Below are 22,088 nucleotides of genomic sequence, written 5' to 3' on the forward strand. Positions count from 1 at the left end.
AACGTAACGTTAAGTGACTCAGTAATAAGACACAATTTAAAAGACTCATAGATTAACGTACCCTATATATGTAAAAAAGAGTTGCCCTCTCAGATCCTTTACAGAATCTGCGGACAACTCCTTTTTTAAATAATGGAAGGCTCAAACGTTATAAAAAGTGGCTAGTAGGATTGTATGTTGCCTTTGCTTCATTATTGCACGTGAATGCTCAATTCCTGCGGACCGAAACGGGAAGGCGCAGAAACCTTCACACGAATTTGTCCAGCCTCCCCCTTCGACCGAATCCAGAATGCAATACGTCCTCCAATCAGAGATAAGCTCGAAGGACCGATCAATTCACCCACTCCCTCGACCTCCACCGAAACGGGATCTGCATAGAACGGCAATACATTGCCGTATTCGTCCAGAGCATCGACTACCACTCGAGTGACATCCCAATCGCCGGCTTCCAGCACTGTATCATCTGCAGCTACGCGCAGCTCTGTCGGCACCGGATTACGTGAATAGTATCTACGTATTACTTCTTGCCCATTTATGTACCCAATGAATACAGCGTCTTCCCACTTCATGCCCCAGTGGCCTGTCAACTCGTCGATCACGACAGGGGGGTGAGGAAGCGCTGGGTACTTCTCTCGGTTCGGACGATAAACACCTTTGCGCTCATGACCGTAGATGAACTCCACCTCATCGCAATTGGTGAACACGACCAGCGGCACGATGCCTCCGATATTCCGCTCGCCACGCGACCAGTAAGTGACCGGCTCCATAACGACTTCCTGTTCGACGTTCTTCTGGCTCCGGTACACGCTCGCTGCAAATTTAGGCAGGCGGAACATATCCATGACACCGTGGTAGCAGATTTTATCACCGGAACCAAAATCAGCATGCGTGTTATAGTCAAAAGCACACCAGCCAATCGCTCCGGCAATGCCCTCATCGGCATAGGAAGCATTTTGGACCCGCGTATGGCGCAGTGCATGCTCCATTACCCGTTCCTCCTGGTCAAAACGCTTGGTCGGGTACATATGCCCGTTATATTCCGTTACCAGATAAGGGACCGGATGATCCAGCTTTGTAACGAAAGACGGCTGGCGCAAGCCTGTCGTTTCGCCATCTACGCCTTCTGTATCGTCATACGTATCAAAATTGCGGATTTCCTTCGCCAAATATTTTTTGTGCCCACCATCATGAACAAAATCATTTATCGTATATACGTCTTCCAGCAGCTCACTGCCTACAATATAACGCACACCACCCGTAGCACGGGTCGGATCTAGCTTTCGTGCCAGCTCATTGGTACGCGTGTACAGATCATGGTCATCCTGCGACTCATTAATTCGTACGCCCCAGATGACGATGGAGGGATGATTACGATCACGGATAATCATGTCCTCTACGTCCCTCACCGCCTGGTCCTTCCACGCTTCACCGCCAATATGCTGCCAACCCGGAATCTCTTCGAAAACGAGCAATCCGATCTCATCACAGCGGTCTAGAAAATGACGGGACTGAGGGTAGTGGGATGTCCGTACCATATTCAGCCCCAGCTCCTCCTTGAGCACATCTGCATCACGACGCTGCGCTCTTTTGGGCATAGCATAGCCAACGTACGGATAGGATTGGTGACGGTTCAGGCCGAGCAGCTTGATCTTCCGCCCGTTCAAGTAAAAACCGTCCGGCTGAAATTCGGCCTCGCGGAAGCCAAAGCGCACGGTCACCTGATCCAACTCTTCTCCGCCTCGTAGCAGCGTCAGCTTCGCTTCATATAGCTTGGGACTATCTATATCCCACAGCTGCAGGCCGCCCAGCTCTTTCAGCTCTAGCGTTACTTCCGCCGTCGTCACCGCTGTCAGCTCGGTCTCCGCCTTCACGCTCGCTCCGTCCAGCAATTGCAGTGCGACTGTCAAGTCGTCCTGCTGATCACCGATGCCCTCCAGCTCCACGACGACGCGCACCGCCTTATTTGCCGCAAGCGGCTCCGGTGTCTGAACGAATACCGTTCCGAGGTGTACAGGCTTCACTATTCGCAGCTGCACTTCGCGGTAAATACCGCCGTAGGTCAGATAGTCGATGACTGCCCCAAAGGGAGGGATGTCGTCCCGTTCCGTGGAATCGACAATGACCGTGAGCACATTGGAGCCGCCATACTCGGCAAGTTCGGTCAATTCAACACTAAACGGTGTATATCCACCTTTATGCTCCCCCGCTTTTACCCCGTTTAGATATACCTGGGCATAGGTCATGACTCCTTCAAAATCAACATACACTCGCTTACCTTTGGCATCTGCCGGAATGTCCAGCTCTCTTTTATACGTAGAAATAAACTGAAATGCCTTGTCGTCAAAATAATTGTACGGCAGCTCTACATTCGTGTGCGGCAGCTGAACTGGCTCATACCGACTCGCATCAATGCCTGCGCTTACTTCGCTCTCGACATATTCAGGAAGGTAAAACCATTGGTCATTCAACGGCAAAATGGTACGCATGGGCAGTCACCTCAACCTTTTATTTTTCACTCTTATACCATAGTAAAATATTTGAGTAAAAATAACGAGTAAAATTTGGTAAAATAAATATATGTTAAATGTAAGCATTTACAAGACAATTGTCAATCCATTTTTGTATCTTTTTACAATCAAAAAAACAGCCCCGGAAGGCAGGGCTGTCCAAATCCATAACGTTGATTTTATGGGGCATCGGTATGTAGCGGCGCACTGCTGTTGCGAATCATTAGCTCGGTCGGAATGATGACCTTGCGCCCTACCTCGTTGGGACCGTTGCGTACCGTATGCAGCAAGAACTGAACACCCGTTTCTCCCATCAGTTCGGTATGCGTTTTGACCGTTGACAGAGATGGGGTCAAATATTCCGCTGTCGGAATATCATTGAAGCCAACAATGGAGATCCGTTCCGGCACCGCAAGGTGATGCCGCTCCAGTGCCTTTAACACCCCAATAGCCACCGAATCGCTCGCAACAAAGAAAGCTGTAGGCAGGTTTTCTGGTCCTGCCAAAATAGCCGCTTCCATCGCACGGAAGCCGTCTGCCGCCGTTCCGCCGCACACATGAATATCATCCGACGTGCACAGCCTGTGCTGTTCCTGATACCGCAAAAATGTCTCATAGCGGGCATCTAGCTCGACTCGTTCGGAATCATGGGACTGCTCATCCTTGCCCATACCAACATATCCGATGTGACGATGGCCTGCGCCCATCAAATAATCCAGTGCATCAGCTGTAGCGCGAGCAAGGTCAATGACCACATAGTCTGCCCCTGTGCGCTCTACCGAATGATCCAGAAAAACGCAAGGAATGGGCAGTTCCAGCATACGTTCTACCTCTTCGCTGCTAAAATGCCCCAGCACGATCAGCCCATGCAGCCCTTCGGATGACGCCTTCAGCGCAGTCAGGTCCTCTCTTCTGAAAATACGCTCCAGCTGTGCCCCGCTTTGGCGGCACTCTTTTTCCACGCCAAACCGGATAGACAGATAATAAGGGTCTTCCAGTTCCTCGTACACGCTAAACCAGTGCACCATACCCAACCGGATGGGTCCCTCCGCCTTCTTGCGGGGCTGACGACCAATACCGCCATTTTTACGTTTAACAGTCGTATATTTCATACGCTCGGCAACCTCAAAAATTTTGCGCCGCGTTTCCTCTGATACAGACAGTGTCTCATCATAATTTAGCACTCGGGAGACCGTGGATATCGAAACCTCTGCCTCCTGGGCGATATCTTTTAACGTAGGCATTGCAGACTCCTTTAAGATTTTACTCTATTTTTACTTTTATTTTACTATTATCCCCAAAAGGTTCAACCATTTTTTTCATATTATAAGCCTAATCATGATAAAATACCTACCATAATAGAAATGACACCAAGGAGGATATCCACATGAAACAGGAACTGATTGACCGCCTGACTACATATGTTCAGGTAGATACCCAATCTGATGAAAGCAGCCACACTTGCCCCACTACACCTGGACAGCTTACATTGGGCAACCTTTTGGTGGACGAATTGAAAGCCATTGGTATGACAGACGTAACCATTGATGATCATGGTTATGTGATGGCAACCCTTCCTTCCAATACGGATAAAGTGGTTCCCGTCATCGGTTTTCTCGCTCACCTCGATACGGCTACCGAACTGACTGGTGCAGGGGTAAAGCCGCAATTGACGGAAAACTATGATGGGGGCGATATCACGCTGAATGCTTCGCTTGGTGTGGTTCTTTCTCCACGTGAGTTTCCCGAACTGACTCAATATAAAGGCCACACCCTGATCACAACAGATGGTACCACCCTGCTCGGTGCAGACAACAAAGCCGGGATCGCAGAAATCATGACAGCTATCCACTACCTGATTGACCATCCAGAAATTCAACATGGCAAAATTCGCGTTGCTTTTACACCGGACGAAGAGATTGGGAGAGGACCGGAACGCTTTGATGTAGCCGCTTTTGGCGCTGAATATGCCTATACGGTAGACGGCGGACCGCTCGGAGAACTGGAGTATGAGAGCTTTAACGCCGCAGCCGCCCATATTACCATTCACGGTGTGAATGTGCATCCTGGTACGGCTAAAAACAAAATGATTCACGCTGCCAAAATCGCTATGGAGCTGCACAGTCGGTTACCTGCAAACGAAGCCCCGGAATATACAGACGGATATGATGGCTTCTATCATCTCTTGGATTCTACAGGCACCGCAGAACAAGCTAAACTGTACTATATTATCCGTGATTTTGACCGCGAGAGCTTTGAAAACCGGAAAGCTTATTTAACAAATGTAGTCAAAGAGCTGCAGGCCGCATATGGAGAAAACCGTATTGCGCTGGAGCTGAGAGATCAATATTACAACATGAAAGAGAAAATAGAGCCAGTCAAGCATATCGTCGATGTCGCTTATGAAGCAATGACAAAGCTGAATATCGAACCCATTATCAAGCCGATCCGTGGCGGTACAGACGGTTCACAGCTATCCTACATGGGACTGCCTACACCGAATATTTTTACAGGTGGGGAGAACTACCACGGTAAGTTTGAATATGTGTCGGTGGACAACATGGTGCTCGCTACCAAGGTTATTGTGGAAATCGCACAACTGTTCGAGCAACGCGGCAAGTGAACTACCTATACGCAGCACTGACACGTTCAGATTAAATAGAAGGCATATCGTTTCGTAATGGAAATGGTATGCCTTTTTTTCTGATGCTTTCACTTCCTTAAAGATTCAATATCTTTATAACTTTTATCCATCTTTAGACCGACAACTATATACGAGACTATAAAAAATATACCTAGTAAAGAAAGGTAGGTTATCTATTTGAATACAATAGATGCATTAATTGCAGCCATTCCCTACATACAACAGATCATGCGTGAGAAAGTGACCCTTGCTCTCTTCGACCGAACTCATGTCCTTATGTATACCCAATCGGAGGGTATGGACCTCGGCTTTGAAACAGGCTCGGAGCTACTCGAGGACTATAAGAATTTTGCCATGCTTAAAAATGGACGTGAGACCAGCCTGACCCACATTCCTGCTGAAATTCTAGGTTTTCCTCTGGATATGATCAGTATTCCTGTATTGGACGAGAAAGGTGAAGTCATTGCAGCATTTGCGGCCTCTTATAATTTGACTAACAAAAATCAACTGGATCAATTCGTATCCGAGAACCGCTCCATCACCGAGCAGCTCATTGATATGGTACAGCATGTAGCAGCTCATTCCGAGGAACTTCAGGCAACCAGTGAACAAATTTTGAAAAACACCCAAATCGCTGTGCAAAACTCGGGTAAAATCAATCAGGTAGCTGTGTTCATCAAGGAAATTTCCGATCAAACCAACCTGCTTGGATTGAATGCAGCGATTGAGGCCGCGCGTGTCGGAGAAGCAGGAGCAGGCTTTGGTGTCGTCGCTCAAGAGGTGCGCAAGCTATCCGTAGAATCCAAAAAGGCGACGGTCGATATTGAAGGGGCCCTTAAGGATGTACAGAACTCCATTCATCAAATGGAGCAGGAAATTGAGCAAATTGTTTCTTCTTCTCAAGAGCAGGCGACTCTGGTAGGCTCTTTCACTGAAGTGATGGACCGTATGCAAAAGGCGAGTGAAACGATGCAACATCTGGCCAATAGCCTGACTTCGTATGTCGTAAAATAAATTTTGGCATAAAAAAGGGAGCACACGGATCGCAAAATGCGTAAAAGTGTGCTCCCTTTATGTACAAAAGGCCTATCGGGCTTAAGGATCTAAATCTGAAACTCAAGCAGGATAAGAAAAAGAAAAAACACCATGATTTGAAGGAATCACAGGGTCTAACCCTTCCCAAATATTTCCCACCGGAAGAGCAATACTAAGAGACGCCAAGGCCATAGTTACCGAGATTAATGCCTTTTTCAGCATGAAGCCCCCTTAATAAAATGGTTTGGTATTGCTCTTGCTGTGATGGTGTTGCCCAATCTCGATAAGTCTCAAACAGAGCAACCAATGTCCTGAAATTGGCATCCACTTCTACATTGGCAGAGAATTGCAGAGAATCAAGAACATAATTTAAGGCAACGGAGTACTGCTTCTTCTTGAAATGGTAAATGGCCAATTGGTTGACCAGTTTTAGATAATATACGCGGTTTGCTCTATCTTCATAACCTTCAAATATTTTAATATCATCAGCAAAATCGTTCAGCAGGTCGTCTATATTCCAATTATTCAAGTTAGCCGCTTCCGCAATACCAACCAATCCTGGAAGTAACTCCTCTTCATTGTCATGAAGAAATTGAACGTACTCAGGCAAAAGTTCCCTTCTCCCCGAAAGTAACTCAATCGTAAATAAATTGGCCTTGGCGAGGAAACGGAATCTCTCTACTTCTTCGTGACCGCTCTGATCCAGCCCCATAAACCAGCCCATTTCGCTATACTTCATAATATAGTTTCTAGCTTCCTCATACTTGCCCATATTCTGATAGTAAATAGACTTCGCCAGATAACTGTAAGCATAATAAAACACTAGCGGGTGTTTGGTGTCCAATGTCTCATACTTGCCGTCTGCAGCATTTCTCAGTTGGGTGTGATACAGGTTTTCAGCCAACGTATGCAGAAAGTCTGCTACTTTGTTCGCTTCATCCCAATCATTATGTGTGTAGCTGAGTCTAAACAACTCACAAGCTTTATCGAGTTCGTGACTGTCCGACAACAAATAAATGGCTTCCCTTTGGTTCAAGACCTCTTCCATTAGACCCCGCCTCCCTAGCCTGAAAATTGCGGTTACCCCTAGCCCAATGGCTATTTTTCAGGGCAGTTATGCTGCTAGCCTCCATTTTTGCATACCGTATATTGCAAATATAGTCAAAACCTAACTTGAAGTCAATTCAATCATCGCTATCTTCTTTTTTTGCAACCTTACATTGCTGTGTACGGTTATGGATTTTGCAAAATTCGATTCCAGTCGCTTCGAAGTGCAAGATATAGACGAACCAAACCATTTCGATCTATATCTTGTTCATTGGAAGTCGCTTATGGGATTTTTGCAAAATCCTCGGTTACGAATAGTTGACTCTCCTTATAGAAATAATACTAAAAAAGACAAAGTATAGGCTCTCTCATGGATGGTTTTTATGATGCTATAGTATCGTGGGGGTAACTACGTTACGAATTAGTGCGTACTTTTCAACCGGATAGCTGGGCCTTACAATCAAACCTGTGCATGAAATTAAAGTATAGAGTAATACTCAACAGAGCATGTACCTGTTCATCAAAATACAAATTCACTTAAGGAGTGAAGTTAATAACATGGAACTTCAATTGGCTTTAGACTTAGTAGATATCCCGCAAGGGATTGCATTGGTAAAAGAAGTAGAGTCGTATATTGACATCGTAGAAATCGGTACGCCGATTGTCATCAATGAAGGACTTCATGCAGTAAAAGCAATGAAAGAAGCATTCCCGAATCTGAAAGTGCTGGCTGACCTGAAGGTTATGGATGCAGGGGGCTATGAAGTGCTAAAAGCTTCCGAGGCTGGTGCAGATATCGTTACGATTTTGGCTGTAGCTGAAGATGCAACAATCAAAGGTGCAGTAGAAGAAGCGAAAAAACAAGGCGGCAAAAAAATCCTGGTGGATATGATCGGTGTTAAAAACCTGGAGCAACGCGCGAAAGAAATTGACGCTCTGGGCGTTGACTACATCTGTGTGCATACAGGCTACGATCTACAAGCTGAAGGACAAAGCCCGTTCGAAGCACTGCAAACCGTCAAACAAGTCGTGAAAAACTCCAAAACTGCCGTGGCTGGCGGTATTAAGCTGAGCACATTGGCTGAAGTCGTGAAGGCTCAACCGGATCTGGTTATCGTCGGCGGTGGTATCACTGGCGAGGACGACAAAAAGGCTGTAGCTTCCCAAATGCAACAGCTCATCAAACAAGGTTAACCCCAATGGAAACCTCTCAATATTTATCTGAGGTACTCAACGAGCTACAATGGGTTCCACAGTTGATCAGCAATGCGGAATCGGAACAGCTGATCCACTCCATCAACGCTGCGAATAAGGTATTCGTGGCAGGTGCGGGCCGCTCAGGGTTCATGATTCGCTCGCTGGCGATGCGACTGATGCACATGGAAATTCAAGCTTACGTGGTGGGTGAAACCGTAACTCCCGGCTTGGGCGAGGGCGACCTGCTCATTATTGGTTCAGGCTCTGGCGAAACCAAAAGCCTGATCTCCATGGCAGAAAAAGCAAAGAAACTCGGGGCCTCTCTGGCGCTTCTAACCACGTCCCCCGAGTCTACCATCGGCAAACTGGCCAATATCATCGTCAAGCTGCCCGGTGCACCCAAGGATCCTTCCAACAAGGATTACCAGACGATTCAGCCTATGGGCTCATTGTTTGAGCAAACCCTGCTGTTGTACGGTGATGCACTGGTACTCAGAACGATGGAGCTGCGCAAGCTGACCTCCGAATCTATGTTTGGCCAACACGCTAACTTGGAATAAACCGCGATTCCTTTACGATAACAAAGCAGGCTGTCCTTCACATGTGAAATGTAAAGGACAGCCTGCTTTTATGCTTGTATAAGCGGACGTTCGATACAGCATACATGCCAATCCATACTTCCGTAAAACCGCCATTGCGTTCAGGTGAGATAACAAAGGCCGGCATGTATTCAAACCATTTATTCGTTATTCCCTGCTGGCAACGGCGGGACTTTGGACGAATCAGCAAGTGCCCAATAGGCATATTTGGCCTTTAACTGTTCGTCGAATAATAGCGGCTTATCCAGCCGGGCTATTGGAAACGTGCTGAGCCACGTATTTCCATCATCCGTACCCCAAATCGTCACATTGCTGATATGATCCTGCTGCCTTGAAAACATATCGAACAGCGCCCGATAGCGGTGAGCCTGCCGGATCAGCATAGATTCTGGAATCGTTTCATAGCGATCTGTGTCATTGGAATAAAGACCCATATCCAGCTCGGTAATCTGATTATCCAGACCAAGCGAAGCAAACTTTTCGATGGACTGCTCAATCTCGCTAATAGCGGGAAACTCTAGGCGGATATGCGATTGGTGGCCTACCCCGTCAATCGGTACACCTTTAGCGAGCAGATCACGTACCAAATTGTACAGAAAATCCCGTTTCTTCGGCTCATGCGTGTTGTAATCGTTAATGAATAGTCGTGCGTTCGGGCCCGCCGCTTCCCTCGTGACACGGAATGCTTTTTCAATATAATCCGTACCGGTAATCTGATACCACTTGCTGCGGCGCATGCCATCCGGCTGATCAGGATCAATGACCTCATTCACCACATCCCAATCGGTGATGACATTTTTATACCGCGCTGCAACAGCGCGAATATGCGTCTCCAGCCGATCCAGCAAAAGCTTTTTATTTTCAGCAGTCGGTGTCATCGGCTGTCCATTCTTATCCTTGAACATCCAATCCCCAGTTTGGTTATGCCACACCAAGGTATGGAAGCGAATCTCTAGTCCGTGCTGTCTAGCAAACTGCACAATTTGGTCTGCTTCCTCCCAATGGAACTGTCCCTCGGACGGTTGTAAGGAGATTGGCTTCATCGCATTCCCTGCAACGACGCTGTTAAAATGCTTCTGTACCAACTCTCCGTAAGCCCCTTCGGTCTGAAAAGCTTCAATCGCCGTGCCGATGCTGAACTGTCCCCCATATAATCCATGCAAAGAAGGAATGTCCTTTTCAATAGCCAGTGGTGGTACAAGTGACAGTTCGAAATCATCCATATAAAAGGAAGACGTTCCTTCTGCCGTTTCCAAATACATAGAAACAGTGTCTGCATCATGCGCGAGCGTATACGTACCAGATAAATGCATCCATCCCCCTGTCGTAGTAGCCGTGTCGCCTACAACAGTTTCATACGAACTATTCCCTTGGTGATCACGCTGCACGCTGAGCCTCACCTTGGCAGGCTGCTCACCCGGCGCCAGCTTCACCCAGGCACTGACCGTATATCGGCTGCCCTTTTGCATCGTAGCAGTCACATCCAGCTTCGGTCCGGCATATGTCTTTTGTCTGCCTGTTGTCAGCAGACTGTATGAGCCGCTTCGTGCATCGGCATCCGAAACCTGCACGGTCTCGGCTCCCATACGGGACACCCATCCTTGAGCCGTACCCTCTTCAAACCCGGATACGATACCATGGGCCGGCTCCGTTGGCGTCTTCGATACCTGTGTTATTTCTACCTCATCCACATAGTAGGCCTGCGCGGGATTCGAGCTTTCCACATACAGCTTCAATGCATCCATCCCCCCGGTAAAAGTATATTTCCCCTGAAGTTTAATCCACGATGTATCCGCCGTCTCCGTCTGCGCTACCGTCTTCCATGTCGTAGTCCCGTCTGTCGGCTGCTGCTCCACTGTAAGTTTAACCATGCTCGGAACCGCAGAATGACCATCTAGCTTCACATAGCCACTAATTTCATACTCTACATCCGGCTGCAATAGCGACTTCACATCCAGCTCCGCCCCGTTCCAAGCCGCTGTGCGGGCGGTTGCCTTCAGACTGTGCGTGCCGCCATATGCTGCTTCCGTGACGGATGCAATTTGGGTATAAGTTCCCCGGGGTTTCCAGCCGTCGCTGTTTCCTTGCTCAAATCCATACGTTCCAATGGTCTTATGGATATTACCCGCTGACAGCACCGTATCCGAAACGGGCGGGGAATGTTCTATAGACGGAGCTGCCTTTAGTACAGACGCCCCCCACCAACCGACAGGCGATAACAACAGCGCTCCAGCCAGTACCAGACAAAAAGGCTTAACCCAACATGACCGCAAAGCAATCCCTCCCGTACTCCGATTTTTTGGAATTGGTATTTGGCACCATTGGTTTTCATTTACTATCCTTTGACACCGCCCAAGGTCATACCCTTCACAAAGTATTTTTGCAAAAAGGGATAAACTAAAATAATAGGCACTGAAGCGACAATCGTCATCGTGGCCCGAATTGAGGTAGGCGTGACCGACTTCGCTAGATTTTCCGAACCAGCGAATTGGCTCGCATAGTCCTGAGTGTTAACAGACGTGTTGGAATTTTGCAGTATTTTCATCAACTCATATTGAAGAGTGCTCCATTGTTCATATGACGAATTGTACAAAAACACATCGAACCAGGAATTCCATTGCGCGACTGCTGTAAACAGCGACACCGTCGCTAGCACGGGAACACACAGCGGTAAAACGATGCGCATAAAAGTGGAAAACTCCCCAGCCCCGTCAATACGCGCCGACTCCAAAATCCCTTCCGGCAATCCCTCAATAAAGGAGCGAATAACAATCACATTAAACACCCCAATCAATCCCGGCACAACATACACCCAGAAAGTCCCCAGCATCCCAAGCTCACGAATCAGGAGAAAGTTCGGAATCAGTCCACCGCTAAAATACATCGTTAAAATAAAAGCAATCGAAACAAATTTACGCAGCACATATTCCGGCCGGCTGATCGTGTACGCCACCATCGCGCAGCAAAACACCGAAGTCACCGTGCCCGCAACCGTACGTAATACAGAAATCAGCGTAGCATGAAAAATCGTCGCTTCCTTGAACACAAATTCATAATTACTCCACGTGAATTCACGTGGCCACAAATAAATCCCGCCCCGTATCGAATCATTCGCTTCATTCAACGAAACCGCCAGTGTATTCAAGAACGGATACAGCGTGAACACCATCAGGCAGAGCATAAACAGAATATTGCACGCATCAAAAATCCGATCCGAGGGGGCCCGAAATCGCCCGTGTACAGCCTTCCCTTTACCCATGACTTCCGCTCCTTTCTAAAAAATAGCCTAATCATCTGACTGATAAGGTCAGCGAAGCGGCCTGTTAAAAATCCACTGACCTGCACCCGTAGTATGAATGAGCTCGCACCTTCTGTTATCACCACCACTAGCAGTCCTAAAAACAAGCGAAAGCGAAGCTGAGCCAACCATCATGGCGCATTTACCCAAGGAAGCGCGAGTCACGCGCCTTCCCTAAGTTCTCCCCTTGCCACTACCCTCAGTTCTCAAAAAAAGTGACTTTACGGCGGGTAGCAGCGGAGCGGGCGGAATTGTTCTGAAGAAGCGGAGCGTTCGCCTTTATCCCCGGATTTTAACCTATGATCTTTATTCCAATAAGAAAATACGGGGATAACAGCGATCGGAAGAACAATCCGCACGCGAAGCGACAACGAGCCCTCCCCAGAAACTCACTCTTTTTTTAGAACAATCTCTCCTCCCCTAACCGCTTCGCAATATGATTGGCGCTAAACAGTAAGATGAAGCTGACCACCGTTTTGAACATCCCGGCAGCAATGGAAAGCGAGAAATTACCCATCTGGATACCATATTTCAGCACAAAAATATCCAGATTCTCCGAGTAATCCACGTTCATACCGTTGCCCAGTAAGTATTGCGGCTCAAAGCCGGATTCCAGCAGATTGCCGATGTTCATAATGAGCAGGATGATAAATACAGGCTTCAATCCGGGTAATGTCACATGCCAAATCCGCTGAAAACGCCCTGCTCCATCCATCTCAGCCGCTTCATACTGCGAGGGATCAATCATCGTCATCGCGGCCAAATAAATGATGGTATTCCAGCCGACATTTTTCCATACCTCCGATGCACCGAGAATGCCCCAGAAATAGCTTCCTTCGCCCAGCCACAGAATAGGCTCCTTAATCAATCCCAGCCACATCAGCACCTCATTGATGATGCCGCCATCCGCAGATAGCGCCGTACTAATGATGCTGGCCGCGACCACCCACGAAATAAAATGCGGTAGATAGCTGATCGTCTGTACCACCCGCTTAAATACGAGCTGACGAAGCTCATTCAGCAAAATTGCTAGTGTTATAGCGGTGACAAAGCCCAACACCAAATTAATAAAGCTCATCGCCAGCGTATTGCGCATGACCCGCAGAAAGTGTTCATCCTGAAACAGAAAATGGAAATGCTTTAATCCAACCCATTGCTGATCGAGCAACTTGCGGGCAGGCTTAAAATCCTGAAAGGCAATCGTCCAGCCCCAGATGGGCAAATACTTGAAGATGAACAGCCAGATTAAAAAAGGGACGGACATCCATACTAGTGCCCGTTGCTGATTCAGCTTGTGCATAAATCCCCTAAAGCCGGTTCGCCGCGAGGGCGGAAAATGATCCGGGGAGATCGTGACAGGTGGTGGTGACGAGTGGCCCATAGCTGCTTCCTCCTTTATTTTTTACCGGGATTTTCGATTTTTTTGGCAACCTCCTTCGTGATCAACTCCTCATACGCCTTTACATCCAGCTTGTTGAATTCAGTAGTGTATTCATTCCAAATCGCATCAAACTGTTCCGGTGCAGACAGCACCAAACGCGGGAAATATTTGCGCTGTAGGTCCCCCTTCTTTTGCTGGAAGAGCTGCGCAGTTGAGCCTTGAGCAATCGGAATACTCCAGGCCGGATACCATGGGCGCTCGTCAGGTGCGGAAAACATTTGCGAGAAGGACTCTACACCATAGACTTTTAGTAGCTTTTTATCTCCCTCGGTGTAGGACATACGCGCAACCTCAGGCTGCCGTCCGGGGCCAACCGAGTTACCGTCAGGCAGGGTAGAACCGCTACCGTATCGCGGCCAACTATATTCAAAATATTTGAACCCGAATGATTCGCGGAACGCGTCCTGACCAGTCTGCTTAATTTGCTCCTCAGTCCGGTAAAAGCGTCCTTTTTTATCTACATCATAGGTTTCCCCCTTGATTCCCCAGTTGGATAATATCTGGTTTTCGTCCGTCAGCAGGTTGTCAAAAAATTTGATGATACGTACCGGGTCCTTGGCACTGACCGTAATTCCTATGCCTCGGTTATTAACGAATGACGACGGATCAATGTACTGATCCTTTATATTCTGGTCGTATACAATAGGCAGCCCTATATACTCCATATCATCATTGCCCGATTGCTTGGCAGCCTCTTGCAGATTATTCAGGGCCTGCCCCGCCTGCCAGCGGTAGTCAAAAAAGCCCAGCACCTTACCCGAAGTCAGCTTCGCCAAATATTGATCGTAATTGTCCACAAAGGACGATTTATCAAATAGGCCCTCTACATTGAGCTGATTTAGCTCTTTCAGATACCGCTTTGTGATTTCCATATCTCCATAATCCGTGGCCCGGTGTGTCTTCATATCAATAATCGTGCCGCCATCATTCGGATAGCCTGCCAGATGCATCGGCGCGTTCGTAAGAGCATAAAACCTATCCTGCGTGGTTAACGCCAGGTACCCAGTCAAGCCCTCATCTGCATGTTTTTTCGCATAGTTACGAATCAGGGCTAAATACTCGTCAAGTGTTTTGATTTTTGGAAATCCCGCTTCTTTTAATACCCTGCGTTGCACCCAAAAGGCTCCTTGCTCCAAGTTAGGCGCAGGTAAATAATCGCCTACCACCGCACTGAGCGGAAGAAAATAAATGTTCCCATCCTCCGCCTTCATCAAGTTGTAGTACGGTCCATATACACGCTTAATATTCGGTCCGTATTTGTCGATCAAATCATTCAGGGGAATAAAAGCCCCGGCATCCAGCAGCTTATCGATCGTGCCATCCGGTACTATCACATCCGGGAAATCGTTACTGGCAATAAATGTACCGATCTTCGTATTGGAATCACCCACCAAATGCTCCAGCTTCCAGTTTACCCCCGTCTGATCCTCCAGGATCTTGCCGATCCGCGTTTCATTGGTATTAATGTCCCTGCCCGCAGTGGCATTAAAATACGTGAATGTGACTTTCTCCTTGCTATCTCCTGACGCTGGCTCCTTGCCCGAGCTCCCTGAGCAAGCAGTGATCATAGATGCCATCATAACCATTACCAGACCGATGATTCCGAACCTTTTGCTTGTCATGCCAGACCTTCCCCTTTCGCCCTCTTTTGTCGATTGTGTGTGAATATCGTGCGGACGTACCGCAAGCACTGGGAATCCCGCACGCCCTAAATTGTAAGCACTTTCATTTTATAAAATGCCGTCCATTTCGTTCACCTGCCAATCTAAAGGTGTTACTTAGGAAACTATAGGTAAAGGTCCTTCAAAGCAAAATAGGTACCGCTCTCCACCTCACTCCCGATCCGCAGGAATCCTAATTCGTATCTCCGTACCCACGCCGGGGGCACTGCGTATGGCAAGCTCAAAGCGGCTCCCGTAGTAAAGTTTAAGACGATAGATGACATTTTGCAGACCTATACGCTCACCCATTTCTTCCTGCCTTTGCATGTAACCATATAAACGTTGTACCTGTTCCTCAGATATGCCCACCCCATCATCTCGAACCGTTAGAATCAGTTGTCCTTCCTCATGCTCAAAATGAATCTCAATGCGTCCCCCATGCTTTAGCGGCTCAATGCCGTGGATACTTGCATTTTCAACCAGTGTCAGCGCGACCATTTTGGGAAGCAGATTGTCCAAGTCTTCAGAGCGCGCCTGCACTTCGTACTGTATTCGCTCACCAAAGCGATATTGCTGGATTTCCAGAAAACAACGGATCAGCTCCAGCTCCTCCCGCAAAGTAACCCGATCCTTGTTCCACACCAGCGAATTGCGGAATATCCGTGCCATGTTATGAATAATGTGCGCTGTCTCATCCTCATGCTTCATCAAGCTCCTCATGCGAATCGTCTCCAGCGCATTGAACAGGAAATGGGGGTTGATCTGGCTGTGAAGTGCATTCAACTGGGCATGTCTGCGCTGAATTTCCAGATTTTTTCGTTGAATATCAGCCATATACACATCGTTAATCAGTCGCTTTATTTTCAGCGTCATCCGGTTAAACTCACCTGTTAATTGCCCGATTTCATCTCGCGACTCTGTACCGGGAATCAGCTCAAAATGCTGGTTTTTCACCTTTTTCATGTGCTTTAAAATACGATGAATCCTCACGTTCAGCGAACGTGTAATCCAGATAATAATTAATGTAGGTAACAGCATATTTACACAGGTTAACAAGAGCACAAAGTTGCGGGATTCCTGCATTTCATACAGCATTTCATCTCTGGATACCGCTGCCACAATGCTCCAGCCGTTCAGATTGCTCGTAAGCACATAATTCGTCTTGAACTCCATCGTGTCCTCGGGCAGCTTGAGGGTGCTATAGGCCACACTTTTGTGGTTTATAGCAACTTTGGGATCCGTTGTATATTCGATTTCCCCTCGTTCGTTCAGCAGAAAGAGACTTCCCTGCAAATTCAGGTTGTTGAAAATCTCACGAATGGACGACATTCGCAGTTCTATTTTCAGTATTTTTTCACGACCATTTTGGGAATAAAAGTAGTTCATCCGCCGAATCAGGCTGAAAGGGTGCAGCTGTTCGCCTGTACTGTCATCGGTACGTACAAATATAGGCTTGGACTGGCGTCCAGGCGGGATTTTGGTATACCAGGGCAAGCTTCTGACCCTCTCATCTATAAAACTGACTCCCCCGGAATCCAGCAGCGTTGAATTATCGGTGTAGATCGTAATTCCACCTACGGAATGGTATACAGGACTGTAATTATTGTTCAAGATACGACGTAAATAAGAGTCATAGGCAGCAATATAATCAGCAGGGTGGGGATATGTTTGTTCCAACACCTCATTGAGCTGATGATCGGTATAAAAGATAGACGAGATTTCCATCGCATCTTCAAATTCACGGTAAAATTCAATTTTAATCTGTTCCAGTGCACGCGAAATATCCTGAATACGCTGTTCTTTCACATTTTGTGAGGTAACATGGTAAAAAACCAGATTGGTCAACACTACAGGCGCGAAAACACACAGAAAATAAAGCAGCAGCATTTTATCCCGCAATCGCACATGATCAAGAGTCGTCCTCAGCATCTTCATTCGCCGGCCCTCTCTGGCTCGTCGCCAATACTCAGGCTGTTGCGGTATTCACTAGGCGTGGCGTGCGCCGTCTTTTCAAACTGGGTAACAAAATAGTCTGAACTGCCAAAGCCCACGCGCTCCGCAATTTCATAAATCCGCAGATCCGTCTGCCGCAACAAACGTTTTGCCTCCTGAACGCGCAATTTCAGCAAGAATTCGTTAAAGTACACACCATACGTTTTTCTGAACAATTGACCGAGGTACACCGGGTTCATGTAAAAGCGAGCCGCAATACTTTTCAGGCTTATATTCTCGGCGGCATGCTGCTCAATGTAAGCACGGATGTGCTGGATGCCTCCCTGCTGACAATCCTTGCGCAGAACCCCAATATACCTTCCACTTTCCTCTGCAAAAGCTGTAAACAATCGCTGTAGTTCACCCAGGGACAGGTTCATGTCCTGCCAGTTCATCATCGGTTCTAGTGACCGAAGTGAGCGCTCATCTCCCTGCATGTTTTGAATGACCCGAACGATACTAAGTACGCATTGATGCAAACTCATTTTCACAGCCTCAGGTGCATAACACTCCTCCCGAAAGCTGCTAAATAAATTATCCACGGCCACACGCAGCTCCTCCAACCGCAGTTCCTCGACTTGTTCCGTCATGCGATCCAGTACGTCCTGATGTATGGTCTTATAGTGGAGTGGTGGCATTCCCTCCTGTAGATATACAACAATACCGCTATGGTCATAAATGTATTTATGGAGCACTGCCTCCTTCGCACAGGCATAGGACTGCTGGATATCCTGCAACCGATTCACAGGCTTTCCTGCATAAATGAAAACCCGACTTCCCAGCTGGTCTTTTAGTGACTTCATCCCCTCTATCTCCTGTTGTAGCGCTTTCATAAAGACTTCGACCTTGCCTTGAAAATAGTTCAAAAAGAAGTCCGGTACGATAAGACCAATTCGGTTGCGATGCTCATGGACATAGAGAGGGTACTTGCCATCCATTAAACGATGAAGTGCTTGCTCTATAAGCTCCCTGAATTGGAAAAGCGATAGCATAATATTATTGTCACCAGAGCGCCAGGGATGTTGGTCATTCAGCTCGACGAGTACATAGTACATAGAAGTGGCCTCCTCAAGCCGTAGTTGCTGCTCCCACTGTGTCACCACTACATCATCCACTGGGTTCATCATCACAGTCTCTAACAACCCACCTGCATGGTGATTCTGATATCGTTGCGCATTCTGTTGTTCACGATGCAGTCTCTCACTCAGCTTGCGCAATGTAGCCGAAAAGTCACCCTCATCAATCGGCTTAAGCATAAAATCATGAACCCCATAGCGGATTGCCTGCTGCGCATAAGCGAAATCACTATAGCCGCTTAAGATAATAAACGCGGGATGTTCTGTACTCTGTTCGAGCACAGATCGAATCAGCTCTAATCCGTCGAGCACAGGCATACGAATATCGGTAATGACCAGGTCCGGGTGAATACGGCTGATTAGCTCCAGCGCATCCTCACCGTTATCAGCTTCTCCTACGATTTCAAAACCACAGGCTTGCCAATCCATGAGTTGAAGCAGCCCTTTACGAGTAAAGGTTTCATCATCTACCACAATGGCTCGATGCAGCTTCATAACACGCTTCCTCCTTTTGATGTACGCCTATTTTATTATTTTAGTTAACTATTCCAACGATCTTAGTCACTATGATAATGTAAAAACATCAGGGATTGGAAATTTTCACCACACCTATGATATGACAAATAGAGGGGTGCAAAGCATGCGCACACCAGCAGCCAAGCCAAGCAGCAAATATACAAAAAGGAGACGAATCCCTGAATGGGGGGTCGTCTCCTTTTTTTGCTATTGCGTAAAAAGCTTTATTATTCTCTTATTCGTGAATTCAGGCTATCGCTCAGCGATGATACTGACCGCTTGCAGATGGTCGGCGTACTTTACAAACTGCTTGCGCATACCCATAACCCTTGTCCGGGCAGCATGGTTACGCATAAGGTTAAAGGTGATTTTTCCAAGTCTCAACCAGCCCTCGTCCTGAATGATACGTGGCAGATGCAATAAGTGCATGGGAACCGTATAGATTTTAACGACCTTAAAGCCTTCCTCTTTCAGCAACTGTTCCCACTCTGACACCGTCAACGGTGTCGCGTTAACTCGCATGGCTACAGCCAAGTCCTTGTAAATTTGCTTTCTGAGCGCAGGCTCAATATGGCTAGGAGCAAGGCACATCTCATGGATAGCAAACTTCCCGCCTACTTTCAAAAGCCGCCTGGCTTCCGAAATAATCTGCGCTTTCTTGGCCCTTGTGTGCATCGTCAGCATGGCTTCCCCATATACCACCGTCGCAGAGGCATCCGGCAACGGAACTTGTTCAGCATCGGCAATAATGACTTCCCGGTTTGCTCCGCTTGCATACGTTTTTACGATAGAGGCCGCCTTCTCATTCTGTTCAATCGCAATATAACGGCGGGGATTAAGCTGTAGTGTGATTTGGGCAGTTATACCCAATCCGGGGGCAAACTCAATGACCTCATCCTGCCCGGTTACGTCAAGTCCCTCTATCATCCAACGTGTCGTTTTTAACCCTCCGGGCCTAAGCACGCGCTTACCGAGACTTGCTAATACCCAGTGCCCTGGCACCTGATTGTAATCTACTGTCTGCATTGGCCATTAACACCTCTTCTCAAAATTTGATAATGATATTCATTATCAATACGAGTGTAAAAAAAATAACCATTTTCTTTTTTTTATATGAGCATCTTGCTGCTATGTTCTCTTTTATATGTTTTGTGCATAGCTTTCACTTGGCGTTTGGGTCAACACTACATGCAGACTGGAATTCGTCTCTGAACCGCCACGATAGGAAAAGTGTTCATCGCCTGTAACATGAATGATATCCCCTTGGACAACTTCCGTTGCTTCGCCGTTCACAGTTACAGTACCGCTGCCTTCAAGAACAAGCAAATATACATTCGCTCCCGGGTGATTATGTGTTGGCAGCTCGGCATTAGGAGTAAAGTTGAGAATAAAAATTACATTGTCGGCTTCCTTATGCACAATTCGTTTTGTAAAGGCTGCTTCCTTATATTCCTGAAATTGAATGAGGTTTGATTTTTTCATATTGGTTCACGCTCCTGTTTGGAATTAAATTGCTTAAGATGGATTTATACCTTTATTGTATTGGATTATTTCGCTCGCCTTGTGATTGCAATCACAAAACTAAATTTAAGGAGGATTTTGCAAAAATCCAATAAGCGACTTTCAATGAACAAAATATATAGATCGAAATGGTCTAGTTCGTCTATATATTGTACTTTGGGGCGACTGGAATCGAATTTTGCAAAATCCTAAAGTCAAAAATACTTTTGAAATATTTAAAAATTTGATTTCAATCATCTTTTTCATCGACACATCCAACTAGAATCGAATTGTGTTAGACAAACAAAAACAAGCAGGAGGTTGTTCCTATGAAACCAGGATTCCAACTGGCAAAGGATATTTATTGGGTAGGAAAAATTGATAATCGTGAGGTTCCCTTTCATCGTCTTCTACTATCTAAGGGCACAACCTATAATGCATATCTATTGAAAACCGGAAAACCGACCATTGTAGATACCGTAGATATGGCGTTCGGTAGAGAATTTGCAGAGGCTGTTGCCGAATTGATCGATCCATTGGATATTCAATATATTATCGTCAATCACACGGAACCAGATCACTCGGGTGGATTGGCGGCACTCGCCTCCAAGGCAACAAACGCTACGATCGTCTGCACTGAGATTGCCGTTCCGGAAATTCAACAAATGTACAAGCTTCAGCATCGCAACTTCCTCGTCATCAAGGATGGAGATCAACTGGACATTGGAGGCAAAACGCTGCTGTTCAAAGAAACACCTTACCTGCATACGGAAGAAACCATGATTACGTACTGCATAGAAGATAAAATCTTGTTCCCTTGCGATATTTTCAGTACACACGTGGCTGTAGAGCATCTATTTGCCGACGAGGCTGGTTTTGATATCACCGAGGACTTTGTCGGATACTATCAGGCTATTATTCATCCACATCGCAGATATGTGCGCACATTAATCGAAGCTGTTGCCGATCTGGATATTGAGATGATTGCACCTTCCCACGGCTTCGCAATCCGGCATGATATTGCCAAGTTTATCGATTTGTACGCCTCTATGAGTACCGAAACCAAGGAGGATAAAAAAGTAGCGATTGTTTATGCCACCCTAAAAAATAACACTAAAAAAATGGCAAACATTCTGAAAGATTGCTTTTTGGAGAACCAAATCAAGGTGGAGCTATGGGATGTGGATAAAGCCGATGAAACGGAAATATTGAATAGTATTGCCTCAGCGGATGCTGTTTTCGTCGGTAGCTCTACTAAATATGCTGATATGACGGGCAAATTGGAAGACCTATTGCAACAAATGCAAAAGATGAATCTGGAAGGCAAGCTGGCTGCTGCCTTTGGTTCCTACGGTTGGAGCGGGGAAGCTATTGAAGTCGTGCAGGATTACTTGAACGGTACCAATATGAAGGTCCAAAGTACTTCAGATGTAATCAAATCAACAGGTATGACCCATGTGGAATTCCCGGTACGTATTCGTTTCTCTCCTACAGATGTTGAAAAAGTGAAAAAAATTAAAAATGCCGCTGAATTTGTCTCAGATCTACTGCTTAGTGTTATTTAAAACACAGTAG

At 46.8% G+C, this 22,088-nt stretch carries 16 protein-coding genes; 5 read left to right on the forward strand and 11 right to left on the reverse strand.

The genetic code is table 11. From position 1 onward, the window contains the following. Window positions 1–191: 191 nt before the first annotated feature. Window positions 192–2,486 carry a glycoside hydrolase family 2 protein gene (locus tag MKY98_RS25195; RefSeq protein WP_069011005.1) on the reverse strand — a complete coding sequence of 765 codons (2,295 nt, stop codon included), beginning with the start codon at window positions 2,484–2,486 and terminating at the stop codon, window positions 192–194. Window positions 2,487–2,686: 200 nt separating this feature from the next. Then, complete coding sequence (locus tag MKY98_RS25200; protein ID WP_069011006.1) at window positions 2,687–3,751, reverse strand: LacI family DNA-binding transcriptional regulator; 1,065 nt, start codon at window positions 3,749–3,751, stop codon at window positions 2,687–2,689. Window positions 3,752–3,894: 143 nt separating this feature from the next. Between MKY98_RS25200 and pepT the strand changes: the two genes are divergently transcribed. Together pepT and MKY98_RS25210 are read left to right on the forward strand one after the other, a co-directional pair. Continuing rightward, entirely contained in the window at window positions 3,895–5,130 is a 1,236-nt protein-coding gene (gene pepT / locus MKY98_RS25205) for a peptidase T (RefSeq protein WP_029518703.1), read from the forward strand. Between the two features lie 198 nt (window positions 5,131–5,328). Next, window positions 5,329–6,165, forward strand: coding sequence for a methyl-accepting chemotaxis protein (locus tag MKY98_RS25210; protein WP_069011007.1), 837 nt, complete (start codon window positions 5,329–5,331; stop codon window positions 6,163–6,165). A 193-nt stretch (window positions 6,166–6,358) separates the two neighbouring features. On the opposite strand, the gene MKY98_RS25215 is transcribed toward MKY98_RS25210, so the two are convergent. Further along, window positions 6,359–7,234 (reverse strand): DNA-binding protein, encoded by an 876-nt coding sequence (locus tag MKY98_RS25215; protein WP_069011008.1) that lies wholly within the window; start codon window positions 7,232–7,234, stop codon window positions 6,359–6,361. Between the two features lie 557 nt (window positions 7,235–7,791). Between MKY98_RS25215 and hxlA the strand changes: the two genes are divergently transcribed. Continuing rightward, the gene (gene hxlA / locus MKY98_RS25220) at window positions 7,792–8,427 is read left to right on the forward strand and encodes a 3-hexulose-6-phosphate synthase (RefSeq protein ID WP_029518706.1); all 636 of its coding nucleotides are present in this window, start codon (window positions 7,792–7,794) and stop codon (window positions 8,425–8,427) included. Between the two features lie 5 nt (window positions 8,428–8,432). Then, window positions 8,433–8,990, forward strand: coding sequence for a 6-phospho-3-hexuloisomerase (gene hxlB, locus MKY98_RS25225; protein ID WP_069012217.1), 558 nt, complete (start codon window positions 8,433–8,435; stop codon window positions 8,988–8,990). A gap of 179 nt (window positions 8,991–9,169) precedes the next feature. On the opposite strand, the gene MKY98_RS25230 is transcribed toward hxlB, so the two are convergent. The 8 genes from MKY98_RS25230 to MKY98_RS25265 all read right to left on the reverse strand — a co-directional run bounded on the left by MKY98_RS25230 (window position 9,170) and on the right by MKY98_RS25265 (window position 20,495). Further along, window positions 9,170–11,302, reverse strand: coding sequence for an endo-1,4-beta-xylanase (locus MKY98_RS25230; protein ID WP_029518709.1), 2,133 nt, complete (start codon window positions 11,300–11,302; stop codon window positions 9,170–9,172). 62 nt (window positions 11,303–11,364) lie between these two features. Beyond that, window positions 11,365–12,288, reverse strand: coding sequence for a carbohydrate ABC transporter permease (locus MKY98_RS25235; protein WP_029518710.1), 924 nt, complete (start codon window positions 12,286–12,288; stop codon window positions 11,365–11,367). A 439-nt stretch (window positions 12,289–12,727) separates the two neighbouring features. Next, window positions 12,728–13,708 (reverse strand): ABC transporter permease, encoded by a 981-nt coding sequence (locus MKY98_RS25240; RefSeq protein ID WP_029518711.1) that lies wholly within the window; start codon window positions 13,706–13,708, stop codon window positions 12,728–12,730. 14 nt (window positions 13,709–13,722) lie between these two features. Further along, a complete protein-coding gene (locus MKY98_RS25245) occupies window positions 13,723–15,390 on the reverse strand; it encodes an ABC transporter substrate-binding protein (RefSeq protein ID WP_029518712.1) in 1,668 nt (555 codons plus the stop codon). A 210-nt stretch (window positions 15,391–15,600) separates the two neighbouring features. Continuing rightward, window positions 15,601–17,364: a sensor histidine kinase gene (locus MKY98_RS25250; RefSeq protein ID WP_069012218.1), complete on the reverse strand. Its 1,764-nt coding sequence runs from the start codon at window positions 17,362–17,364 to the stop codon at window positions 15,601–15,603. Next, window positions 17,361–18,992 (reverse strand): response regulator, encoded by a 1,632-nt coding sequence (locus tag MKY98_RS25255; RefSeq protein ID WP_029518714.1) that lies wholly within the window; start codon window positions 18,990–18,992, stop codon window positions 17,361–17,363. The genes MKY98_RS25250 and MKY98_RS25255 overlap by 4 nt, the downstream gene beginning before the upstream one ends. Before the next feature lie 273 nt (window positions 18,993–19,265). After that, window positions 19,266–20,039, reverse strand: coding sequence for a class I SAM-dependent methyltransferase (locus tag MKY98_RS25260; protein ID WP_029518715.1), 774 nt, complete (start codon window positions 20,037–20,039; stop codon window positions 19,266–19,268). A 114-nt stretch (window positions 20,040–20,153) separates the two neighbouring features. Next, entirely contained in the window at window positions 20,154–20,495 is a 342-nt protein-coding gene (locus tag MKY98_RS25265; RefSeq protein ID WP_069012219.1) for a cupin domain-containing protein, read from the reverse strand. Window positions 20,496–20,842: 347 nt separating this feature from the next. On the opposite strand from MKY98_RS25265, the gene MKY98_RS25270 reads away from it, so the two are divergent. Beyond that, the gene (locus MKY98_RS25270; RefSeq protein WP_039271834.1) at window positions 20,843–22,078 is read left to right on the forward strand and encodes an FprA family A-type flavoprotein; all 1,236 of its coding nucleotides are present in this window, start codon (window positions 20,843–20,845) and stop codon (window positions 22,076–22,078) included. Window positions 22,079–22,088: the final 10 nt, after the last annotated feature.

The organism is Paenibacillus sp. FSL M8-0228 (genome assembly GCF_038007385.1).
GTDB lineage: Bacteria > Bacillota > Bacilli > Paenibacillales > Paenibacillaceae > Paenibacillus > Paenibacillus polymyxa_D.

Excerpts from the sequence above, each read along its gene's own strand:
- MKY98_RS25260 (WP_029518715.1), bottom strand. The coding sequence starts at position 20,039 with ATGCAGACAGTAGATTACAATCAGGTGCCAGGGCACTGGGTATTAGCA.
- MKY98_RS25265 (WP_069012219.1), bottom strand. The coding sequence starts at position 20,495 with ATGAAAAAATCAAACCTCATTCAATTTCAGGAATATAAGGAAGCAGCC.
- MKY98_RS25235 (WP_029518710.1), bottom strand. The coding sequence starts at position 12,288 with ATGGGTAAAGGGAAGGCTGTACACGGGCGATTTCGGGCCCCCTCGGAT.
- MKY98_RS25215 (WP_069011008.1), bottom strand. The coding sequence starts at position 7,234 with ATGGAAGAGGTCTTGAACCAAAGGGAAGCCATTTATTTGTTGTCGGAC.
- pepT (WP_029518703.1), top strand. The coding sequence starts at position 3,895 with ATGAAACAGGAACTGATTGACCGCCTGACTACATATGTTCAGGTAGAT.
- MKY98_RS25240 (WP_029518711.1), bottom strand. The coding sequence starts at position 13,708 with ATGGGCCACTCGTCACCACCACCTGTCACGATCTCCCCGGATCATTTT.
- MKY98_RS25245 (WP_029518712.1), bottom strand. The coding sequence starts at position 15,390 with ATGACAAGCAAAAGGTTCGGAATCATCGGTCTGGTAATGGTTATGATG.
- MKY98_RS25270 (WP_039271834.1), top strand. The coding sequence starts at position 20,843 with ATGAAACCAGGATTCCAACTGGCAAAGGATATTTATTGGGTAGGAAAA.
- MKY98_RS25255 (WP_029518714.1), bottom strand. The coding sequence starts at position 18,992 with ATGAAGCTGCATCGAGCCATTGTGGTAGATGATGAAACCTTTACTCGT.
- MKY98_RS25195 (WP_069011005.1), bottom strand. The coding sequence starts at position 2,486 with ATGCGTACCATTTTGCCGTTGAATGACCAATGGTTTTACCTTCCTGAA.
- hxlB (WP_069012217.1), top strand. The coding sequence starts at position 8,433 with ATGGAAACCTCTCAATATTTATCTGAGGTACTCAACGAGCTACAATGG.
- MKY98_RS25250 (WP_069012218.1), bottom strand. The coding sequence starts at position 17,364 with ATGAAGATGCTGAGGACGACTCTTGATCATGTGCGATTGCGGGATAAA.
- hxlA (WP_029518706.1), top strand. The coding sequence starts at position 7,792 with ATGGAACTTCAATTGGCTTTAGACTTAGTAGATATCCCGCAAGGGATT.
- MKY98_RS25200 (WP_069011006.1), bottom strand. The coding sequence starts at position 3,751 with ATGCCTACGTTAAAAGATATCGCCCAGGAGGCAGAGGTTTCGATATCC.